Here is a 20,933-nt window from a genome sequence, read left to right as displayed (position 1 = left end):
GGGGAAAGATAATGGAAGTAAATGAAATAAAAAAAATAATAATTTCAAGAACTGATAAAATTGGTGATTTACTTTTATCAATTCCAAGTTTTTTTATGGCAAGAAAGATGTTTCCTCAAGCTGAAATAATGATTCTTGTAAGAAATTATAATTATGAGATTGTAAAAAACCTACCATATATAGATAAAATTTTAAAAATAGATGATTATAAAGAGGAAGAATTAGAAAATGAAATAAAAAAATTTAATGCAGATGTATTTATTGCATTATATAATGATAAAATTATTTCAAAACTTGCAAGAGTGAGTAGAGCAAAATTTAGAATAGGTCCCATTTCAAAAATCTATTCAATATTTTCTTTTAATAAAGGAGTTTGGCAAAAAAGATCTGAGTCCATAAAAAATGAAGCATATTATAATTTAGATTTAATAAGAAAAATAGATCCTAAAAGATATGAAGAGCTTTTTGAAATAAATAGTAAAATTTATCTAGAAGAAGAAAATATTTCAAATGTAAATATGTATATGGATAGAAATAAAATAGAAGGAAAACTATTGGTAGTAAATCCTTTTATGGGTGGATCAGCTAAAACAATAACAGATGATCAATATAGTAAATTATTGCAAAAGATTTATGATGTAAGAAAAGATATTTCAATAATAATCACTTGTCATATAAGTGAAAAAGAAAGAGCTGAGAAGATATTAAAAGAAATAAATAGAGAAAAAGTTTATGTTTTTGCAAATGAAGGTTCTGTTTTAAATCTTGCTGGAATGATAGATAGAGCAGATGTTTATTTAGGTGGTTCGACAGGTCCAACTCATCTAGCAGGAGCTTTAGGTAAAAAAATAGTGGCAATTTATCCTAATAAAAAAACTCAACATCCTATTAGATGGGGTGTGATAAACAATGAAAATGTAAGATATATTATTCCGGATAGACCTGAAAGAAATATAGATGAAAATTATTCAAAAGAGGATAAATATTTTAAATCTTATGATGAAACAATAGAAAAAGAAATTTTAGATGCTTTGAATAAAAGTTTGGGATAGAAGAGGGTGAGATTTTGAGAATATTAATAATTCATACAGCTTTTATTGGGGATATAGTTTTATCAACTCCTCTGATAAAAAAAATAAAAGATACTTATCCAGACTCAGATATAACTTATGTAACTACTCCAGTAGGAGAGGCAATCCTTAAAAACAATCCGTATTTAAACAATATTATTGTGTATGACAAAAGAGGAAAGCACAAAGGAATAAAGGGAGTTTGGGAATTAGGAAAAAGACTTAGATATGAAAATTTTAATATGGTAATAACACCTCATAGATACCTAAGAAGTTCTATCTTATCTTGGCTTTCTCGTTCTCCAGTTAGAAAGGGTTATGATATAGCCTCTGGAAGTTTTCTTTTTACAGAAAAAATAAAGTATGATAGAGAAAAACACGAGGTTGAAAAACTTTTAAGTTTTATAGATCCTGAGAATAAAAAAAGATATGAGATAGAACTTTTCCCAGGTGAAACAGAAAAGATGAAGGGTGAAAATTTTTGGAAGATGAACGAACTTTCTGAAAAAAAAGTTGTTGTTTTAGCTCCTGGAAGTAAATGGTTTACAAAACAATGGCCAGTTGAATACTTTAATAAATTATCAAGAAAGTTAAGAGAATTATCAAATACAAAAATAGTGGTAGTTGGTGGAAAAGATGAGATAAATCTATCAATAGAAACAGAAAATATTATAGATATGAGAGGGAAGACAACTCTTTTAGAGCTTGCAGATATTTTGTCAAGGGCAGATGTAGTTGTTACCAATGATTCATCACCTATTCATATAGCCTCAGCTTTTAAAAAGCCAAGAATATTTGCATTATTTGGACCAACGATTGAAAAATTTGGATTTTTTCCTTGGAGTTTAAATAGTCAAGTATTTCAAGTCAAAGATTTAAAATGTAGACCTTGTGGTATACATGGTGGAAATACCTGTCCAGAAAAACATTTTAAATGTATGAGAGATATATTACCTGAAGAAGTGTTTAAAGAGATAAAAAAATATTTGGGAGAGTGATAAAATGTATAGAGGAAAGATGAAAAAGAAAAATATATATTTTGATGAACTCTCATCAACAAAATTTTTTAATCTCATTGAAGAAAACAGTGTAAAAGTTTTAAAAACTTTAAAATCTGATCATAGAAGTTCTGTAAAACTTATAGAGTCTGATGGAAAAAAATATATTTATAAAATTCCAATGGAAAAAAATACTAGAAAATGGCAAAGATTTCTTTCTATTTTTAGAGGGAGTGAGGCTAAAAGAGAGTTTGAGAATCTAGAAAAGATTTTAAGAAATGGGATAGATACAGCTAAACCATATTTTGCCTCAGAAACTAAAAAGTTTGGAATGGTTATAGACTCTTATATTATTATGGAGTATATTGATGGAAGAGAGGGAAGTATGGATGATATAGAAATTATTTGTGATACCCTTGAAAAAATTCATTCGAAAGGTTATCTTCATGGAGATAGCCAACTTTCAAATTTCATATTATCAAATGGAATTTGTTATGTTATAGATGCTAAATTTAATAAAAGTATATTTGGAAAAATAGCTCAAGCCTATGAATATATTTATTTAGAAACAAGCTGTGGACAGAGTATAAAAAGATATTATAAAAAACACGGAATTTATTCAATGATAGCTAGATTAGTAGATTACTATCTTATATTTTGGGGAAAGGTTAGAGCTTTTATAAAATCTTTAATAAAAAAAGATAGGTATAAAAAAGTTGAAGATATAGAGTCAAAAGGATCTATATTTGAAAACTTAAAAGAAAAAGCAAAAAATTTGAAAATAAAGAAACAGGAGGAAAATAGGTGAGAATACTTATAATAAGACTTAGCTCTATTGGAGATATTATATTAACAACTCCTGTACTAAAAAAATTAAAAGAAAAATATCCAGATATAATAATAGATTTTGTTGTTCTTAAAAATTTTAAGGCCTCAATAGAGGGAAGTCCATATATAGATAATCTTATAATTTTTGATAAAGAAAAGAACGATGGATATAAAAATATAAAAGATTTTGGAAAAGAGCTGAATAAAAATAAATATGACTATGTTTTTGATTTACATAGAAAATTAAGATCAAAGTTAATATCAAAAGAGATTGATTCAAAAATCTTTGTTTATCCGAAAAGAAAAATTTGGAAATCAATTTTAGTAAAATTAAAACTTATTAAGTATCACGTAGATGACACTATAATAAAAAATTATTTTAAGGCTTTTGAGGTTTTAGGAATAAAATATGACTGGGAAGATTTAGATTTTCCATTTTCTAAAAAAGATTTGGAGAATGTAAAGGAATATGGTGGATTATTTGCAATGGCTCCAGGTGCTTCAAAAGAAACTAAAAAATGGTTACCAGAAAAATTTGGAAGATTAGCAAAAAAATTATTTGATAAATATAAAATAAAAACAGTTCTACTTGGTGGAAAAGAGGATATAGAAAGATGTGAGTATATAAATAATATAAGTGAAAATTCTTGTATTAATTTAGCTGGAAAAATCTCTTTAAAAGAGAGTGGAGCTTTGTTATCAATATCAAAATTATTAGTAACTAATGATTCAGGACCATTTCATATTGGAAGAGGGGTAGGGTGTAAGTCCTATGTAATATTTGGACCGACAGACCCAGGTATGTTTGAATATAATGAGATGGCAGAATTAATATATGCTAATGAAAAATGTTCTCCTTGTAGTTTACACGGAGGAAAAAAATGTCCTAAAGGGCATTTTAATTGTATGAATAATATAGATGAAAATTATATTTTTGAAAAAATTGTAAAAGATTTAGAAAAAAATAAAGATTAAGGAGGAAAACTGTGGCTGTAAAAAAATCATCAAATGAAGCTGTTGATAAAAGTAAAGCTTTGGAAAATGCAATAAAACAGATTACAAAAGATTTTGGAGAGGGAGCTATAATGAAATTGGGAGAAAACTCTTCTATGAATATAGAAGTAATCCCAACAGGAAGTATAAACCTTGATGCTGCATTAGGACTTGGTGGAGTTCCAAGAGGAAGAATAATAGAGGTTTATGGAGCTGAAAGTTCAGGAAAAACAACAATAGCTCTTCATATCATAGCAGAGGCACAAAAAGCTGGAGGAATAGCAGCTTTTATAGATGCTGAACACGCATTGGATCCAACTTATGCAAAAGCTCTAGGTGTAGATATAGATGAACTTTTAATATCTCAACCAGACTATGGGGAACAAGCTCTAGAAATAGTTGATTCATTAGTTCATTCATCAGCAATAGATGTTATAGTTGTAGACTCTGTTGCAGCTCTAGTTCCAAAAGCTGAGATAGATGGAGAGATGTCAGATCAACAAATGGGTCTTCAAGCAAGACTTATGTCAAAGGCGTTAAGAAAATTAACTGGTACATTAAATAAATCAAAAACTACTATAATATTTATTAACCAAATTAGAGATAAGATTGGTGGATTTGGATTTGGTCCTCAGACAACAACAACAGGAGGAAAGGCTCTTAAATTCTATGCATCTGTTAGATTAGAAATAAAAAGAGTTGGATCTGTTAAACAAGGGGATAATATAATAGGTAGTGAGGTTCTAGTAAAAGTTACTAAAAATAAAATAGCTCCTCCATTTAAAGAAGCATCTTTCCAAATTATGTATGGAAAAGGTATTTCAAAAGTTGGAGAAATCTTAGATGCAGCAATAGATGCAGATATAGTTTCAAAATCAGGAGCTTGGTTTAGCTATGGTGATATGAGATTAGGACAAGGAAAAGAAAATGTAAAGGCAAGACTTGAAGAAGAAAAAGATTTATTAGAAAAAATCTATGAAGAATTAAAAGAAAAACAAGTTCCTTTAGCAAAAACATCTTCAAATGAGGAAGATGAGGAGGAGTTAAATGAAGATTTTGAAGCTCCAGAAGAATAAAATTTTATTTGAAAATGGTGTGGAAATTTCTCTTCAGAAAAAAACAATAGATGAATATAATTTAAAAGAGGGAGCAGTACTTGAGAGAGAATTATACTTAAATCTTGTAGAGAGAGCTGTTCTCTCTTTTTCATATTGGCTATTAGAAAAAAGAGATTATTCAGAAAAAGAAATTACCACAAAACTTATAATGAAATATAGAGAAAAAAATATTGTTTTAAATGTAGTGGCAAGACTCAAAGAACATAATTATTTAAATGATGCAGACTATGCAGTTTCTTTTATTAATTGTCATAAAAGTTGGGGAAGTAGAAAATTAGAGTATAATCTTTTATTAAAGGGTGTGGATAGAAGTATAATAAAAGAACTTTTAGAAGATAATCAAGATGATGAGATAGAAGAGATAAAAAAACTTTGGATAAGAATGGGGAGTAAAGAGGATAGAAAAAAAATAGAGAGCCTTATGAGGAAAGGGTTTCAATATGAAAATATAAAAAAAGCTAGAAAAGAGTTATAGTTATTATTATTGCTAAAAAAAGTTATATGTGGTAAGATAAGAGTTGATCAATTTTTTTAGAGGAGAATTATGAGAAATATAAAGATAACATATTCCTACGACGGAAGCGACTTTTTTGGTTTTCAAAGACAACCTGATAAAAGGACAGTTCAGGGGGAGATTGAAAAAGTTTTAAAAATTATTTTAAAATCAGATATAAATATGGTAACAGCTGGAAGAACAGATAGAGGAGTACACGCCAATGTTCAAGTTTCAAATTTTTATATAGATGAGAATATAACAATTCCTTTAAAAAATTTTCAGAGAGCTTTGAATAAGCTTTTACCAAATGATATAGATATTTATAAAATAGAAGAGGTGGATCTAGATTTTAACTCAAGATTTCAAGCTAAAAGAAGAGCTTATGAATATATAATAACTTGGAAAAAAGATGTGTTTTCAAGAAGATATAAAACTTATGTTGGAAAAGAGATAGATTGCAATAAATTTTTAGAAATTTTAAATCCTTTAATAGGGGAGCATGACTTTAATAATTTTAGATTAAAAGATGAAAATAATAAAACAAGCATAAGAGAGATCTATAAGATTGAAACATACTTAAAAGATAAAAATACTATGGGTATATATATAGAGGGAAATGCTTTTTTAAAAACTCAGATAAGAATAATAGTGGGAACAGCTTTAGATATATATTTTGGTAGAAAACCAGAAAATTATATAAGATTATTATTGGAAAATCCCAATGAAGAGAGAAAGATAGAGATAGCTGAACCATCGGGACTTTATTTAACAAAGGTTGAATACTAGGAGAAAAAATGGAAATAAAAGAAATATCTATAAAAGATAAAGAATATATGAATGAAATAGTGGAGATGGAAAAAGATACCTTTGGGAAATTTGGAGGGGTAGATCTTTGGATATTAAAACCCATAGTAAAATTTGGAAAAGTTTTTGCTGCTTTTGAAGATGGAAAAATAGTGGGAGCAGCGGAATTTATGGTAGCTTTTGATAGACCAGAGATATTTTTATATGGATTTTCGGTAATGAAAGAATATAGGGAAAAGAGAATAGGAACTACTCTTCTACTTTACTGTGAGGAGTATTTTAAAAATTATGGAAAAGAGTATGTTTCTTTAACCGTTGACCCTAAAAATATAAAAGCTATAAATTTATACAAAAGAATAGGGTATGTTATAGAAAGTTTAGAAAAAGACGAATATGATATAGGAATAGACAGATATATAATGAAGAAAAACTTAAAATAGTTAAAAAAAGCTTTACTTTTATTAGATTTTGAATTATAATAGATTAACAATAATTACATAATGAAAGGAGTACAATTATGGATCCTGTTTTAAATGAAGTGAAAGATATTGGCGCTTTTTTAAAAGAAAATGGAATAAAGCCTTCTTATCAAAGAATGCAAATTTATAAATTTCTTTTAGAAAATAGAATACACCCAACAGTTGATACTATATATAAGGCTTTATGCGATGACATTCCTACTTTATCAAAAACTACAATTTATAACACTTTAAATACTTTTGTAGAAAAAGGAATTATCAGTGTAATAGTTATAGAAGAAAATGAAACTCGTTATGAAGCGAATATGCAATTACACGGACACTTTAAATGCACAGAATGTGGTCAGATATATGATATTTTCTTAGATACAGATCCTTTAGATCTGACTCAGTTAAAAAACTTTAAAATTAAAGAAAAACACATATATTTTAAGGGAATTTGTGAGCACTGTTTAAAAAAAGCGACTGATAAAAATTAATTAGATAAATAAGAGGGAGATTTTTTCTCCCTCTTATTTTATGTGTATATTAAAAAGTTAAGGTATGTCTTATTTATTTCTTAAAAGAGCCTCTATTTTTAAAGGAAGACCAAAAAGATTGATAAATCCTTCAGCATCTTTTTGATTATAAACTTCATCTTCATCAAAAGTAGAAAACTCTTCTGAATATAATGAGTAATCAGAGTCTAAACCTTTAAGAATAATATTTCCTTTATAAAGTTTTAATTTAACACTTCCAGTTACAAATTCTTGAGAAACATCAAAGAAAGCAGATAGAGCTTTTCTATAAGTTGTAAACCATTGACCATTATATATTAATTTAGCCATATAGTTTGATAGATTTTCTTTTGCTTGGAAAGTTTCTTTATCTAAACAAATTCTCTCTAGTTCTTCATGAGCAAAATAAAGGATAGTTCCAGCAGGAGTTTCATAAACACCACGAGATTTCATACCAACCAATCTATTTTCTACTAAGTCTATTACACCTACTCCATGTTTACTTCCAATATCATTTAATTTTTTTATAAGAGTAACACCATCAATAGATTCACCATTTAATTTAGTAGGAACACCTTTTTCAAAATCTATTTGAATAGTTTCTCCCTCATCTGGTGTTTCTTCTAAAGGTTTAACCCATTGAAGAAGAGAGGAATAATCAGGAGTATTACTTGGACTTTCAAGATCTAAACCTTCATGGCTTATATGGAAAAGATTTTCATCTCTACTATAAGATGAATTTTCTTTAAATGGAAGTTCAATTCCTTTTGATTTTAAATATTCAATCTCTTGTTTTCTTGATTTTATATCCCAAATACGCCAAGGAGCTATTATTTTTATATTTGGTGCAAGAGCTTTTATACCTAATTCAAATCTAACTTGGTCATTCCCTTTTCCAGTAGCCCCATGAACTATATATTTTGCTCCTTCAGCTTTTGCTACCTCAACTAAAGTTTTTGCAATTATAGGTCTTGCTATTGAAGTACCTAATAAATATTTATTTTCATATTTTGCTCCAGATTTTAGCATAGGGAAAATATATTCTTCAACTAACTCTTTTGTCTTATCTATTGCAAAAAATTTAGAAGCTCCACTCTCTTTAGCTTTTTTTGCAATAGCCTCAAAATCATCTTTTTGTCCAATATCAACAGAAACAGCTATAACTTCAAAATCATAGTTTTCTTTTAACCAAGGTATTATAACAGAAGTATCCAATCCACCAGAATATGCTAAAACAACTTTTTCTTTTTTATCCATTTTTATTTCCTCCATAATTAATTTTAATATATATTATTCTCAATTTCTTATTTAAAATATTTATTTATAAGTTCTTGATAACTACCATCATCCACTAATTCTTTATATGCTTTATTAATTTCTTCAGCCAATTGAGTATTATCTTTTGAAACAGCTATTGAATACTCTTCTTTTGCAATATCAGTAGAAATTAGTTCTAGACCTTTATTATTTTTTACATAATTTTTTGCAGGTTCAGAGTCAAGGATAACAGCTTGAACTTTTTTAGCTTTTAGAGCCATAATTGCTTCAGAAGCTCCATTGAATCTTTGGATATTTACGTTTGGAACCTTGCTTACTGCTACATCTCCAGTATAACCAAGAACAACTCCAACACTATGATTAGGTAAATTTTCGTAAGATTTTATATCAAGAGATTCTTTATTTTCAGAATTTAAAATAATAACTTGACTAGATGTAAAATATGGTTCTGAGAAATTTACGAATTTCTTTCTTTCTTCAGTAGCAGTCATACCAGCAATAATAACATCTATTTTTTTAGATTGAAGAGCTGGTAAAAGTCCATCAAAAGCTATATTCTTCCATACAATTTCCTTTCCTAATTTTTGTCCGATAGCCTCTATTAAGTCAGCATCAAATCCAACTATCTTACCATCTTCTAAATATTCAAAGGGATAAAATTCTGGATTAGTTCCTACATAAAGTTTTTCATTCTTTCCAAAAGCAACGATAGATATAAAAGTCATAAAAAATAAAAATAATTTTTTCATAAAATCCTCCTGATAAATAAATTTTGGTATAAAAAAAAGACCAACACACTTTAATGTTGATCTCTTGTAATTTAAAATATAATTAGAAAGTTAATCTAAAAAATTATATGTTAAAAAATATACTAGACTAACTCCTCAAAGAAATTACAATGTTATCATAAACATTAAAAAAATCTAAGTATTCAGTTTGAATAGAATATTTTTTTGTCCTTAGTTTTAATGTAACTAACATTGTTTTTTCCTCCTTTTTTTATTATGGCAAAATAATAGCACAAAAAGAAATTGTTGTCAACATAATTTTTTAGAAAAAAATTTTAAAACTATAAAAAAATATAGTATAATAACTTATATTGTATAAAAATAAAAGGGAGGATTTATGTTAAAAAATAATAGATTTTATTTAATAAAAGTTTTATTTTTTCTGATGAGTTCTTTGGTTGTTTATGGAGAAAATATAAAACTAGACGAAATGTTAAAGTCCTTAGAAAAAAACTCTTATGAGAAAGAGATTTATGATTTAGAGCAAGAAAAAATAAACTCAAAAGAGAAATTTTATAAAAAAGATAAATATAATGGGGTTAAAACTTCAGCCTCAACAAATTATGATTATGAAGATGAAAAGTTTAAAAATACTGGAGAGGTATCTTATGGAGATTTTTATTTAAATGTTTCAAAGGATAAGATAAAATATCCAAAGGATGCAGACACAGAGGTTGTAGTTGGGATAAATAAAAGTTTAAAAGATATGTTTTATTCTAAAAGCGACAGTGAAATAAAAAAATTAAAAAATATTAGGAAAACAGCAGAGTATTCTTACTATGATGAGATTGAAATAAAGAAACTTGATTTAATAAATCTTTATGAAAGCTATAAAAATAATGAATTTGAAATAAAATTAAAAAGCAATAATTTAAAAAGATTAAAGTCAGAAGAGAAAATCTTAAAAAAATCTTATGAACTTGGTTCAACTCCAAAAATAGATTTAGATACTTTGCAAACAAATAGAAAAAATTTAGAAATCGAATTAAAGTATTTAAAAGAAAATTTATTGAAAATAAAAGATAGATTTTTATATGAGTTTAGTATAGATATTTCAAATAAAGAGTTATTAGATATAGAATTTGATAAAAAAGATATTTCAAATTTTATTTCAAATATAGGGGAAAGAAACATATCTAGACTTGGTTTAGAGAAAGAAATAACAAAGGAAAATATAAACTATTTAAAGTATAACAATAAAATTCCAGAAGTTTTAATTGGAGTGGAGCATCAAAAAGAAAATAATGGTAAACCTGATGAAAATAGAATGTATTTAAAAGTTTCTAAAGATCTTTTTTATTATGATGTAGATTTAGAAAATGAAAAAATTTCTTTAAATCAACAAGAGAAAAATATATTAAAAGAGAAAGAAAAAAATATTTCAAAAAAATTGGAAGTAGAGGAAAGGTATAATACTTTATATAAAAATTATTTAGTTTGTAAGAATAGAGCTGATCTTGAAAAAAATAAATATGAAATAATGAATTTAAAATATAAGTTAGGCAATGTAACTTATGTTGAAGTTATGGATGTATTTAATGATTATTTAAACTATGAGGTAGCATCTGAAAAAGCAAAAAATTTATTTAATGGATATATTTATGAAATACTAGTTAGAGGAGAAAAAAATTATGAATAAAAATCCAATATATATAAGTAGTATAATAGGTACAGTATTATTAGGAGCTTTACTTTTTATTTCAAAAAATCCCGAAAAGAAAAAAAATGAAATAATATATCCTACAAGAATTATTTCAACGAATAATAAAAGAGGATACATTAATGTTGAAGGGAAAATAGAAGCCAATGATACAAAAAAAATATTTGTGGATAAAAAATTAAAAGTGGATGAAGTTTTTGTTCAAGAGGGAGATTATGTTGAAAAGGGAGCTATCTTAGTTACCTTTGATGAAACAGAAAGAAATAATATAATTAGAAATTTAAAAAGAGAGGAGCTTTCTTTAGCAAAGGTAAAAAGAAATTTAGAAGTTGAAAAAGAGTTGTTAAAACTTGGGGGAAGTTCTAAAAATTATGTAAAAGAACTGGAAGAGGAAGTAAAAAGATTTGAAATAAATATAGAGGAGTACCAAGAGGATTTATTAAAAACAGCTGAAAAAATAATAAGTCCAGTAAGTGGAACTGTAACTTCATTACTAGCTCAAGAGAATTATTCTGTCAATACAGATGAGCCTTTGATGGAAATAGCAGATTTATCAAATATAAAAATAATTTTAGAAGTAGCTGAATATGATATAAAGGATATCTTCTTAGGGCAAACCTTGGATATTAAACCAGAAGTTTTTGAGAAAAAACGTTCTTTTAAAGGAAGTATCACAAAAATTTCAAAAATTTCAAAAACTTCATCAACAACTTCAGAAAATATAGTTGAGGTAGAGGTAGTTCCTTTAGAGGAGATACCAAATATTATTCCAGGATTTAAAGTATCAGCAAAAATTTATTTAGAAAAAAATGATGATATTACCATTTCGAAAAATGCTTTGATGGAGGAGAACAATCAATATTTTGTTTATATAGTTTCTTCAAATAATACAATATTAAAGAGAGATGTTGAGATAGAAAATAGAAAGGGAGATAGTATAATTATAAAAAGTGGATTAAAAATTGGTGATGAAATTATTACTACTCCTAGTATGAATTTAAAACCTAATGATAAAATATTCACAAAAACTTTAGATGATTCTCAATTAAAAGGAGAAAAAAGTGATAATAGAAATCAAAAAAATAAATAAATATTATATCAATGGAGAAAATAAATTACACGCTTTAAAAGATATAGATTTTGGAATAAAAAAAGGCGAATTTGTAGCTATAATGGGAAGTAGTGGTAGTGGAAAATCTACAATGATGAATATTTTAGGATGTTTAGATAATGAGTTTGAAGGAGAATATATCCTAGATGAAATAAGTGTTGGAAAGGTTAATGAAAGTGAGATTTGTAAAATAAGAAATAAAAAAATAGGATTTGTATTTCAATCATTTAATCTTTTACCAAAATTAACGACAAGAGAAAATGTTGAGTTACCCTTGGTTTATGCTGGTGTTCATAAGGAAGAGAGAAAAAGAAGAGCTGTTGAAGTTTTAGAAAAAGTTGGTTTAGGAAAGAGATTGGAGCATAAACCTAATGAACTTTCTGGAGGACAAAGACAAAGGGTAGCAATAGCAAGAGCTTTGATAAATAATCCAGCAATAATCTTAGCGGATGAACCAACAGGAAACTTAGATAGTGTTTCTGAAGATGAAATTATGAAATTATTTCAAGAATTAAATGAACAAGGAAAAACAATAGTGGTAGTTAGCCACGAACCAGAAATTGCAAAATATTGTAAAAGAATTTTAACTTTTAAAGATGGAAAAATAATAAGTGATGGTGCAGTTTAATGAATTTTATGGAGAGTTTTAATAGTGCAATTAAAAGTTTAAAAGGAAATAGAGCTCGTTCTTTTTTAACAATGTTGGGGATAATAATAGGTATATCATCTGTAATAACTATGTCTTCAATTGGAAAAGGGGGACAACAAAATATTACTGGAAAATTAAAAGAGAATGGTTATGGAAAATTTACTGTCTATGCAGATACAAAAGATGAAAATTTTAGATGGAAATATTTATTTGAAGATGAGATGATAAAAAAATTAAAGGCTACAAAGGAGTTTAAAAATATAAGTCCTAAGATAACTCAAAGGGTTTATTCAAAATTTAAGGATAGATTTGAAATTTTATGGCTGACAGTTGCTACACCAGAGTATCAAAAAATAGATAAGGTGAAAGTTCTGTATGGTAGAGAATTTATTTCTTTTGAATATAAAGCTGGTGAAAAAATAGCAATGATTGATCATATAACAGCTAGAGATGTTTTTGGTTCTCCTCAGTTAGCTTTAGGAAAAACAATAAGTTTAGCCCAAACAAGAAAAGATCCAGAAATTTCATATAGAATTGTAGGAGTATTTGAAAATAATTTTGAAGAGTATGTTAAAGCTATGGGTGGAAAAAGGGTTCCAAGATTTGTTAGATTTCCTCTTTCCACTTATGAGAGGTTATACGATAGTGCCTCTAATTATAGTAGCATTATAGTTGAATCAAAGGATCCAGAAAAAATCTCTGAAGATATGGCTAAAATAAAAAAAATATTGGAAGATATAACAGGGGTTAGCGACCTTTATGAAGTTAGAGCTTTATCAGATGGAGCCTCATCATTTGATAGTATTTTAACAACTTTAAATATGTTTGTTACTTTTGTAGCTGGGATCTCTCTTTTTGTTGGTGGAGTGGGAGTAATGAATATAATGCTTGTAAGTGTTATAGAGAGAACAAAAGAGATTGGTATAAGAAAAGCAATAGGAGCAACAAATAAAGATATTCTTTGTCAGTTTTTAATAGAATCAGTTATTCTAACTGGACTAGGTGGAGTTTTAGGAGTTCTATTGGGAATAGTTATGGGAAAAATTGTAGGAAATATAGTTAATATTCCTCCGATATTTTCATTTGTATCTATATTTACTTCTTTAGGAATTTCTATGATAATAGGAGTAGTTTTTGGAGTAATACCAGCAAAAAAAGCAGCAGAGCTTAATCCAATAGAAGCATTAAGAAGTGAGTAATAAAAATTTTGATAAAAGCTATTCTACATAATTAGGGATAGCTTTTTATTTTTAGCAGATTAGAGAAATAACTTACTAAACCCCCTATACAGAAAACTTAAATAGGTATAAAACTAGATAAAAAAATAAAAAAGAGATCAATATAATAATATAAAAATAAAAAAAGAATCTTTAAATGAACAAATTAAAAAATTAAAATAAGAAATGTTAGTTTTGGTTTTAAAGAAATATAAAAAATCTAATCTTATTTTTAAATTAAGATTAAAAAAAGATCTAAAAAAGATTAAAAAATAATAAAAATATAAAAAAATACTATCTTGTGTAGACAGGTTAAAAATATTTCTATATACTAGGTATAGGTATTAAGAAAATAAAAGGGAGGATAGTATTTTATGAAAAAAATACTTATAGTTGGAGGAGTTGCAGGAGGAGCATCTGCAGCAGCAAGATTAAGAAGACATAGTGAAGAAGATAGAATAATAATGTTTGAAAAGGGACCTCATGTTTCTTTCTCAAATTGTTGTTTACCTTATCATCTAAGTGGGGTAGTGGCAGAGGCTGATAATTTAGTTTTAATGTCACCAGAAAAGTTTTTATCTCAATATAAAATAGAGGCAAGAACAAGTAATGAAGTAATGAATATAAATAGAGAAAAGAAAGAAGTAACTGTAAAAAATCACGCTACTGGTGAGGAGTATACAGAAAGCTATGATAAGTTAATATTATCTATGGGAGCTAGACCAATCGTTCCAAGAATCCCTGGAATAGAAATGGTAAACACTTTCACAATAAGAAACGTTGTTGATATCGATAGATTAAATAAATTTGTTAAATCAATGGATAAGAAAAATGTAACAGTAATTGGTGGAGGATTCATAGGTGTAGAAACTGTAGAAAATCTAAGAGAAGCTGGATACAATGTAACTTTAGTTGAAGCAGCAGATCAAATAATGAAAATATTTGATTATGATATGGTTCAAATTCTTCATAAAGAATTACACGATAAAGGTGTAAATCTTATAGTAGGAGATAAAGTAAATAGCTTTGAAAAAGATACTGTTGTATTAGAAAGTGGAAAGAAAATAGAAGCTCAAGCAGTAGTTTTAGCTATTGGAGTAGCTCCGGAAACAGATCTAGCAGTTAGAGCAGGAATTGAATTAGGTAAAACAGGTGCAATAAAAACAAATCAAAACTATATGACAAATGATAAAGATATATATGCAGTAGGAGATGCTATTGAAGTTTATAATCCATTATTCAATGATTATTTTAAATTATCACTTGCTGGACCAGCTCAAAAACAAGCTAGAGGAGTAGCTGACCATATCAATGGAATGAGAATAGATAATAGAGGATATATAGGATCTTCAGTTATAAAAGTATTTGATTACAATGGAGCTTCAACAGGACTTACTGAAGCAACAATAAGAGATAGAAAATTAAATATAACTTATGATACAGTTCAAATGATACCTAATGATAGAGTAGGATTAATGCCAACTTCTCAACCAGCACACTTCAAATTAATATATGAAGTACCAACAGGAAGAGTATTAGGAGCTCAAGCTATTGGAAAAGGTGAGGTATGTAAAAGAATAGATGTTATAGCTACAGTTATAAAATTTGGTGGAACTATAGATGATCTTAAAGATTTAGAATTATGTTATGCACCACCATTTGGAACAGCAAAAGATGTTACAAACTTTGCAGGATATATAGCTACAAACCTATTAAATGATGACTTTAGACAAGTTCATTTTACAGAAGTTAGAGAATTAGTAGAAAATGGAGCTTTCATAATAGATGTAAGAGAAAGAAATGAATATGAATTAAGTCATATAGAAGGAGCATTAAATATTCCTTTAAGTGAAATCAGAGAAAGATTAAATGAAGTACCAAAAGATAGACCAGTTTATTTACATTGTAGAAGTGGACAAAGAAGTTATAATGCTTGCTTATTATTAAAACATATGGGATTTGATAATATCTTCAATATTTCAGCAGGATATATGGGAATTTCTTTCTTTGAATATTTTAATGATGTAACAATGAACAGAAAACCAATAGTAACTGACTACAACTTTGATTAATATTTTAGGGGAGAGAAAATGAAAAAAGGACAAAATATATTAGGATTTATAGTATTAATAGCTATTTTATTCATAGGACATAACTATTTAAAATCAAGTATGCTATTTTTTAGATTATTAGTTGGAATGGGATTTGGTTATGCATTAACAAGAAGTTTTATGGGATTTGCAGGAAGTGTTAACAGAGCTTACAACACAGGATCTACAAAACTTATGAGAACTTTAATGGGAATGTTTACAGCGACAGCTTTAATTTCAATAGCATTTTTATACAATGCTGACCCAACAACTTATGGTTTATGGGTAAACCCAATTAACTTAGGATTAATTCTAGGGGGAATAATGTTTGGGTTTGGAATGACTTTCTCAATGTGTTGTGCATCAGGAGTTTTAACAGATTTAGTAACAGGATTACCAAGAGCTTTAATAACAATAATATTCTTTGGAATGGGAGTATTTTTAGGGTATCCATTAAATAGTAGACCTTGGATAAAAGATTCTGTATTAACAAGTGAAACTGGAGCTAAGTTAGCAGGTGGAGTTTATCTTCCAGATTTATTTAAATGGGATGGACTAAATGGATATTTAGGAGCTTCAATTTTAACAGGAATATTTGCTTTAATAGTTGTTTATTTCTCTATAAAATTTGAAGAATCTAAAAAATTAGATGGATCATTCACAGGTGTTCCAAGTGAATTAGCACAGGATGTAGTAGTTGAAGAAGAGAAAAAACCATTTATATTATTCAGTGAGGAAACTTATAGAAAAGTATTTGTAAATCCTTGGAAAATGAGTACAGGAGCAGCTGTTATAACTGCACTTTTCACTCTTTTAATGGGTGTTACAAAATCAGGGTGGGGAGCATCAACTCCATATGGAATTTGGTTTGGAAAAGCATTGATGTTATTTGGTGTTTCTCCAGAGGTTTTAGGAGAATATTCACATAAAGCAGCATCAGCTTATACAGCTCCATTCTTTGAAACAGCTATAAATTTACAAAATGTGGGAATAATTTTAGGAACATTAGTTTGTTTATTATTAGCAGGATCTTTTAAAGAAGTGGCTACATCTGAATTAAAAGTTTCTGTAAAAGAAGTATTTTTATTTGCAATGGGTGGATTCCTTATGGGATTTGGAACAAGACTTTCAAATGGTTGTAATGTTGGAGCACTATATACTCCAATAGCTAACTTCTCATTATCAGGATGGATATTCCTTGTTTTCCTTGTAGTTGGAGGAGTATTAGGAAATAAATTAGCTAAAAAAATAAGATAAGATTATTATGATATTCCCAGCTATAAAATTATTTTTATAATTTGAAGCTGGGAATTTTTATTTTTGTGTAAAAAAGGAGAAAATATTGGCAAGAAAAAAAGAGATTGGAAAATTTGAGGTAATAAGTATAGCTATTGGATCTATTATAGGAACTGGTGCTTTTCTTTTACCTGGAGATTTATTTTTAAGTAAGATAGGTTTTTTAAATACAATTATTGGAATAACACTTGGAGCTTTTTTAGTTTTAGGAATAGAAAAAAATTATAGTTTTCTTATAAAAAGATTTCCAAAAGCTGGGGGAGAATATTTATTTGCTAAAAAAATAATAGGAAAAAAACACGCTTTTGTATGTGGATGGCTTTTAGTTCTTTCGTATTTTACAATTATTCCTTTAAATGCCACAGCTGTACCAGTTGTTATAAATACAATATTCAATGATGTTTTAAAATTTGGATATTTATATAATTTAAATGGAAATATTTATTTTGGAGAATTGATAGTATCAGTTATTTCTTTACTTATATTTCTATATTTTAATATAAAAGGGATAAAGTTTGCCTCAATGGTTCAAAATATAATGGTATTTTTTCTTGTGGGAATAGTTTTGATGTTTTCAGGATTGATGATATATGTAAATGGATTGGACTATCCTACTTTTCAAAGTCACATATTAGAACCTTTAAATTTTAGTAGTATATTAAAAATTTTAACAATAGCTCCATTTTTATTTATTGGATTTGATTGTATTCCTCAGATAACAGAGGAACTTAATTTTGATACTAAAAAAATATCTTTATTAGCAGCTTTCTCAATATTATTAGGAGGATTTTTATATATTTGCCTTACATTTATAACTTCATATGGATTGACAAAGGAAGAAATTTTAACTTTAAATGTAAACTGGGCTGCTGGATATAGTGTAGGATATTTTTTTCATAGAACAGGAGTATTATTTTTAGGATTAGCATTTTTTACTGCAATAGTGGCTGGAATAAATGGATTTTATATGTCAAGTAGTAGACTTATGCTTGCAATGGCAGAAGAGGGAGATTTACCAGAATATTTTAAAAAAGAAGTTCACGGAAATCCTAAAAATGCTTTAATAGTTTTATGTGGGTTGAGTATTCTTATGTCCTTAACAGGAAGAAATACAGTTTTATGGTCATTGGATGTATCTTCTGTTGGAGCAGCTCTAGGTTATTTATATACTTCATATGGTGCTTATTTACTTCATAAAAAAGAAAATAGATTTTCTTTCTTTGGAATTTTTGGAACAGCAATAGGTGGGATATTTTTGGTTCTTTTATTAGTTCCATATTTTTCAACATCTTTAAGCTATGGTTCTTATGTTACACTTTTTATATGGTGTATTATGGGAATCGTATTTAAGAATCAAAGAAAATTGACATAAGAAAAATTAAAAGGTATAATGGTATCAAGATAAAAAATAATGAGGTATTGGAATGGAAAAGATAAAAGGATATACACAATTATCGCCACAAGAAGTAAAAAAATTAATAGAAAATGAAAAAGATCTAGTGATTTTAGATACAAGAACAGAGATGGAACATACATATGAGGGGAAATTAGAAAATTCAATATTACTTGATTTTTTAAAACCACGTATATTTAAAAGAGAGATTCAAAAGTTTGATAGAAATAAAAAATATTTAGTTTATTGTGCTATTGGAAATGTTAGTAGACAGGCTTGTGAGCTTATGAGTGAGTTAGGATTTAAAGATGTTTATGAAATGGAAGGTGGACTAAAAGCTTGGCAAAAAGATGAGTCATTAGTTTCAACAGTATCGAAATTAGATGAAGAAGAGGTAATAGAGGCTAGGAAAAAAATTATTACGAGAATTAACAAGATAGAAGGCCAAATAAAAGGAATGAAAAAAATGCTTCTTAATGGTGAATATTGTGGAGATATTCTAAATCAGTCTTTAGCTATAAAAGCAGCATTAAGTGGAGTAAATCAAGAGATAATGGAAATGTTTTCAAATGTTTGTATAACTTGTCCATCAGATAAAGAAGACTTCTTTAGATATTTAAAAAAATTAATGAAATAAAAAATTAGAAAAAGTGCTTAAGATTATCTTAAGCACTTTTTTAGAATTATAATAATTTATCAAATATTGGAAACATAGCTGCTCCAATAATACTACCATTTTCTTTGAAAGAAGAAAATTCTATAGTTTCTGGTCCACGATAAAAAATATGATTTTTATATATTTTATTTACAAGTTCTTGTAGTAAAAATTGTTTATATAAACATATTTTTCCAGAAATTATTAATTTTTCAGGATTAGAGAAAAATAGAAGATTTTTAATTCCAATGGATAAATATTTTAAGTAATCATCTAATAAAATTTTTCCAACTTTTGATTCAAAATACTTGTCATTGAATATTTCATTATAATTTTTTATTTCAGGGAAATATTTTTTAAAATCATTGATTAGTGCTTTATTAGAGACATATCCTCCCCAACAACCATGTGTTCCACATTCACATAATTTTCCATTCGATTCAATAACCATATGATGAACTCTTCCTGCTTTGAAGAAGAAATTTTTTTCTAAATTTTCTTGATGAAAACTACTTATTCCAATAGAGTCATTTATAGTTAGAACCATAAAATTATTATAAATAGAGTTTTTAGTTAAAAAAGCTTCAGCAACTGCTGCTAGATTGGATTCATTTTCAATAAGAATGGGAACATTGAAAATACTTTTTAGATTTTCTATAAAAGATAAATCAGCTTTGTATTTAGAAGTAAATTCTATAAAATTCCCCTCTTTATTAACTATACCAGGAATAGAAATTCCAATACCAATTAACTTTTCTTTGATTTCTGAACCTAGACTAGTTATAAAATTATTAGTAAAACTCAAAAATTCATTTTGAAACTCATCTGATTCTAGTAAATAAGAATGTTTTTTTAAGACTTTTCCACAAGCATTAGTTAAGATAAAATCAATTTTTTTATTTGAAACAAGAATACCAATAGAATAGCAAAAAAGGTCATTAAAATTATATTCCATAGCTTTTCTTCCAACACCATTACTAACTTTTTTATTTTCTAATATAATATTTTTTTTTAAGAATGATGAAATGATTTTTTTTACTGTTGGAAAACTTATATCTAAATTTTCAACAATATCATTTATTACAAAAGATTTATGTCCTTCGAATATATATTTGAAAATATTACTTTCGTTAGATTCGTGAGCTTTTTTTTGATACATAAATTTATTACTCCCCCTTTTTTTAGAATACTAGTATATATAATTATATTATACAACATTTTTTAAAATATTCAAAAACAATAAAAAAGTAAAAAAATAGAACCTATAGTATTATTATAATAAAATATATCTAATTTATATACGAAATATTAATAAAATATATTTGATTTTTTAAAAAAAAAGAGATATAAATAGACTATAGATATTAAAGTCAGTTTAAAAATAATTTGAAGAAAGGGCGAAAGAAATAAAAAAATAAAAGAAATATATAATAATTTATATTTTTTTTAACAAATTATTAAAGTGACTTTAAAAATATGAAGAGTAGGGGGTTTTAAATGTTTTTATTCAATC

20 protein-coding genes are annotated in these 20,933 nt (G+C 27.0%); 17 read left to right on the top strand and 3 right to left on the bottom strand.

Annotation, left to right across the window (positions count from 1 at the left end; translation table 11 throughout):
- Positions 1–11: 11 nt before the first annotated feature.
- From Q1J48_RS02770 to Q1J48_RS02730, 9 genes are all read left to right on the top strand, one after another.
- Positions 12–1,052, top strand: a complete 1,041-nt coding sequence (locus tag Q1J48_RS02770) for a glycosyltransferase family 9 protein (protein WP_300361035.1) — start codon at positions 12–14, stop codon at positions 1,050–1,052.
- A 14-nt stretch (positions 1,053–1,066) separates the two neighbouring features.
- Positions 1,067–2,068 (top strand): lipopolysaccharide heptosyltransferase II, encoded by a 1,002-nt coding sequence (gene waaF, locus Q1J48_RS02765; protein ID WP_300361032.1) that lies wholly within the window; start codon positions 1,067–1,069, stop codon positions 2,066–2,068.
- 19 nt (positions 2,069–2,087) lie between these two features.
- Entirely contained in the window at positions 2,088–2,876 is a 789-nt protein-coding gene (locus Q1J48_RS02760) for a lipopolysaccharide core heptose(II) kinase RfaY (protein WP_300361029.1), read from the top strand.
- Entirely contained in the window at positions 2,873–3,871 is a 999-nt protein-coding gene (locus tag Q1J48_RS02755) for a glycosyltransferase family 9 protein (RefSeq protein ID WP_300361026.1), read from the top strand. Before Q1J48_RS02760 ends, Q1J48_RS02755 begins: the two co-directional genes overlap by 4 nt.
- Positions 3,872–3,882: 11 nt before the next feature.
- The gene (gene recA, locus Q1J48_RS02750) at positions 3,883–4,965 is read left to right on the top strand and encodes a recombinase RecA (protein WP_300329857.1); all 1,083 of its coding nucleotides are present in this window, start codon (positions 3,883–3,885) and stop codon (positions 4,963–4,965) included.
- Complete coding sequence (locus tag Q1J48_RS02745; RefSeq protein WP_300361023.1) at positions 4,937–5,482, top strand: regulatory protein RecX; 546 nt, start codon at positions 4,937–4,939, stop codon at positions 5,480–5,482. Before recA ends, Q1J48_RS02745 begins: the two co-directional genes overlap by 29 nt.
- A 69-nt stretch (positions 5,483–5,551) precedes the next feature.
- Complete coding sequence (truA, locus tag Q1J48_RS02740) at positions 5,552–6,289, top strand: tRNA pseudouridine(38-40) synthase TruA (RefSeq protein WP_300329862.1); 738 nt, start codon at positions 5,552–5,554, stop codon at positions 6,287–6,289.
- An 8-nt stretch (positions 6,290–6,297) separates the two neighbouring features.
- Entirely contained in the window at positions 6,298–6,747 is a 450-nt protein-coding gene (locus Q1J48_RS02735; protein WP_300329865.1) for a GNAT family N-acetyltransferase, read from the top strand.
- Positions 6,748–6,824: 77 nt separating this feature from the next.
- On the top strand, positions 6,825–7,265 hold the full coding sequence (locus tag Q1J48_RS02730) for a Fur family transcriptional regulator (RefSeq protein WP_300329869.1): 441 nt from the start codon (positions 6,825–6,827) through the stop codon (positions 7,263–7,265).
- A gap of 69 nt (positions 7,266–7,334) precedes the next feature.
- Here Q1J48_RS02730 and Q1J48_RS02725 read toward each other — a convergent pair whose 3' ends face one another.
- Together Q1J48_RS02725 and Q1J48_RS02720 are read right to left on the bottom strand one after the other, a co-directional pair.
- On the bottom strand, positions 7,335–8,540 hold the full coding sequence (locus Q1J48_RS02725; RefSeq protein ID WP_300329872.1) for an argininosuccinate synthase: 1,206 nt from the start codon (positions 8,538–8,540) through the stop codon (positions 7,335–7,337).
- Between the two features lie 47 nt (positions 8,541–8,587).
- Complete coding sequence (locus Q1J48_RS02720) at positions 8,588–9,310, bottom strand: basic amino acid ABC transporter substrate-binding protein (protein WP_300361020.1); 723 nt, start codon at positions 9,308–9,310, stop codon at positions 8,588–8,590.
- A gap of 376 nt (positions 9,311–9,686) precedes the next feature.
- On the opposite strand from Q1J48_RS02720, the gene Q1J48_RS02715 reads away from it, so the two are divergent.
- The 8 genes from Q1J48_RS02715 (at position 9,687) to Q1J48_RS02680 (ending at position 19,402) form a co-directional block, all read left to right on the top strand.
- Positions 9,687–10,988, top strand: coding sequence for a TolC family protein (locus tag Q1J48_RS02715; RefSeq protein WP_300329878.1), 1,302 nt, complete (start codon positions 9,687–9,689; stop codon positions 10,986–10,988).
- Positions 10,981–12,099: an efflux RND transporter periplasmic adaptor subunit gene (locus tag Q1J48_RS02710; protein WP_300361017.1), complete on the top strand. Its 1,119-nt coding sequence runs from the start codon at positions 10,981–10,983 to the stop codon at positions 12,097–12,099. Before Q1J48_RS02715 ends, Q1J48_RS02710 begins: the two co-directional genes overlap by 8 nt.
- Positions 12,071–12,748, top strand: coding sequence for an ABC transporter ATP-binding protein (locus tag Q1J48_RS02705; RefSeq protein WP_300361015.1), 678 nt, complete (start codon positions 12,071–12,073; stop codon positions 12,746–12,748). Before Q1J48_RS02710 ends, Q1J48_RS02705 begins: the two co-directional genes overlap by 29 nt.
- Positions 12,748–13,968 carry an ABC transporter permease gene (locus Q1J48_RS02700; protein ID WP_300329885.1) on the top strand — a complete coding sequence of 407 codons (1,221 nt, stop codon included), beginning with the start codon at positions 12,748–12,750 and terminating at the stop codon, positions 13,966–13,968. The genes Q1J48_RS02705 and Q1J48_RS02700 overlap by 1 nt, the downstream gene beginning before the upstream one ends.
- 392 nt (positions 13,969–14,360) lie before the next feature.
- Entirely contained in the window at positions 14,361–16,058 is a 1,698-nt protein-coding gene (locus Q1J48_RS02695) for an FAD-dependent oxidoreductase (protein ID WP_300361012.1), read from the top strand.
- 18 nt (positions 16,059–16,076) lie between these two features.
- Complete coding sequence (locus Q1J48_RS02690; protein WP_300329891.1) at positions 16,077–17,333, top strand: YeeE/YedE family protein; 1,257 nt, start codon at positions 16,077–16,079, stop codon at positions 17,331–17,333.
- 85 nt (positions 17,334–17,418) lie between these two features.
- A complete protein-coding gene (locus tag Q1J48_RS02685) occupies positions 17,419–18,744 on the top strand; it encodes an APC family permease (protein ID WP_300329894.1) in 1,326 nt (441 codons plus the stop codon).
- A 52-nt stretch (positions 18,745–18,796) separates the two neighbouring features.
- Positions 18,797–19,402 carry a metal-sensing transcriptional repressor gene (locus Q1J48_RS02680; protein ID WP_300329897.1) on the top strand — a complete coding sequence of 202 codons (606 nt, stop codon included), beginning with the start codon at positions 18,797–18,799 and terminating at the stop codon, positions 19,400–19,402.
- Positions 19,403–19,448: 46 nt separating this feature from the next.
- On the opposite strand, the gene Q1J48_RS02675 is transcribed toward Q1J48_RS02680, so the two are convergent.
- Positions 19,449–20,579 carry an ROK family protein gene (locus Q1J48_RS02675; RefSeq protein ID WP_300361009.1) on the bottom strand — a complete coding sequence of 377 codons (1,131 nt, stop codon included), beginning with the start codon at positions 20,577–20,579 and terminating at the stop codon, positions 19,449–19,451.
- Positions 20,580–20,933 lie beyond the last annotated feature (354 nt).

Origin of the sequence: Fusobacterium sp. (assembly GCF_029258315.1) — a bacterium.
In the GTDB taxonomy this organism is placed as follows: Bacteria; Fusobacteriota; Fusobacteriia; order Fusobacteriales; family Fusobacteriaceae; genus Fusobacterium_B.
This window is presented reverse-complemented; position numbering and strand designations above follow the sequence as displayed.

Excerpts from the sequence above, each read along its gene's own strand:
- Q1J48_RS02770 (WP_300361035.1), top strand. The coding sequence starts at position 12 with ATGGAAGTAAATGAAATAAAAAAAATAATAATTTCAAGAACTGATAAA.
- Q1J48_RS02760 (WP_300361029.1), top strand. The coding sequence starts at position 2,088 with ATGAAAAAGAAAAATATATATTTTGATGAACTCTCATCAACAAAATTT.
- Q1J48_RS02745 (WP_300361023.1), top strand. The coding sequence starts at position 4,937 with ATGAAGATTTTGAAGCTCCAGAAGAATAAAATTTTATTTGAAAATGGT.
- truA (WP_300329862.1), top strand. The coding sequence starts at position 5,552 with ATGAGAAATATAAAGATAACATATTCCTACGACGGAAGCGACTTTTTT.
- Q1J48_RS02735 (WP_300329865.1), top strand. The coding sequence starts at position 6,298 with ATGGAAATAAAAGAAATATCTATAAAAGATAAAGAATATATGAATGAA.
- Q1J48_RS02730 (WP_300329869.1), top strand. The coding sequence starts at position 6,825 with ATGGATCCTGTTTTAAATGAAGTGAAAGATATTGGCGCTTTTTTAAAA.
- Q1J48_RS02725 (WP_300329872.1), bottom strand. The coding sequence starts at position 8,540 with ATGGATAAAAAAGAAAAAGTTGTTTTAGCATATTCTGGTGGATTGGAT.
- Q1J48_RS02720 (WP_300361020.1), bottom strand. The coding sequence starts at position 9,310 with ATGAAAAAATTATTTTTATTTTTTATGACTTTTATATCTATCGTTGCT.
- Q1J48_RS02715 (WP_300329878.1), top strand. The coding sequence starts at position 9,687 with ATGTTAAAAAATAATAGATTTTATTTAATAAAAGTTTTATTTTTTCTG.
- Q1J48_RS02710 (WP_300361017.1), top strand. The coding sequence starts at position 10,981 with ATGAATAAAAATCCAATATATATAAGTAGTATAATAGGTACAGTATTA.
- Q1J48_RS02700 (WP_300329885.1), top strand. The coding sequence starts at position 12,748 with ATGAATTTTATGGAGAGTTTTAATAGTGCAATTAAAAGTTTAAAAGGA.
- Q1J48_RS02695 (WP_300361012.1), top strand. The coding sequence starts at position 14,361 with ATGAAAAAAATACTTATAGTTGGAGGAGTTGCAGGAGGAGCATCTGCA.
- Q1J48_RS02690 (WP_300329891.1), top strand. The coding sequence starts at position 16,077 with ATGAAAAAAGGACAAAATATATTAGGATTTATAGTATTAATAGCTATT.
- Q1J48_RS02680 (WP_300329897.1), top strand. The coding sequence starts at position 18,797 with ATGGAAAAGATAAAAGGATATACACAATTATCGCCACAAGAAGTAAAA.
- Q1J48_RS02675 (WP_300361009.1), bottom strand. The coding sequence starts at position 20,579 with ATGTATCAAAAAAAAGCTCACGAATCTAACGAAAGTAATATTTTCAAA.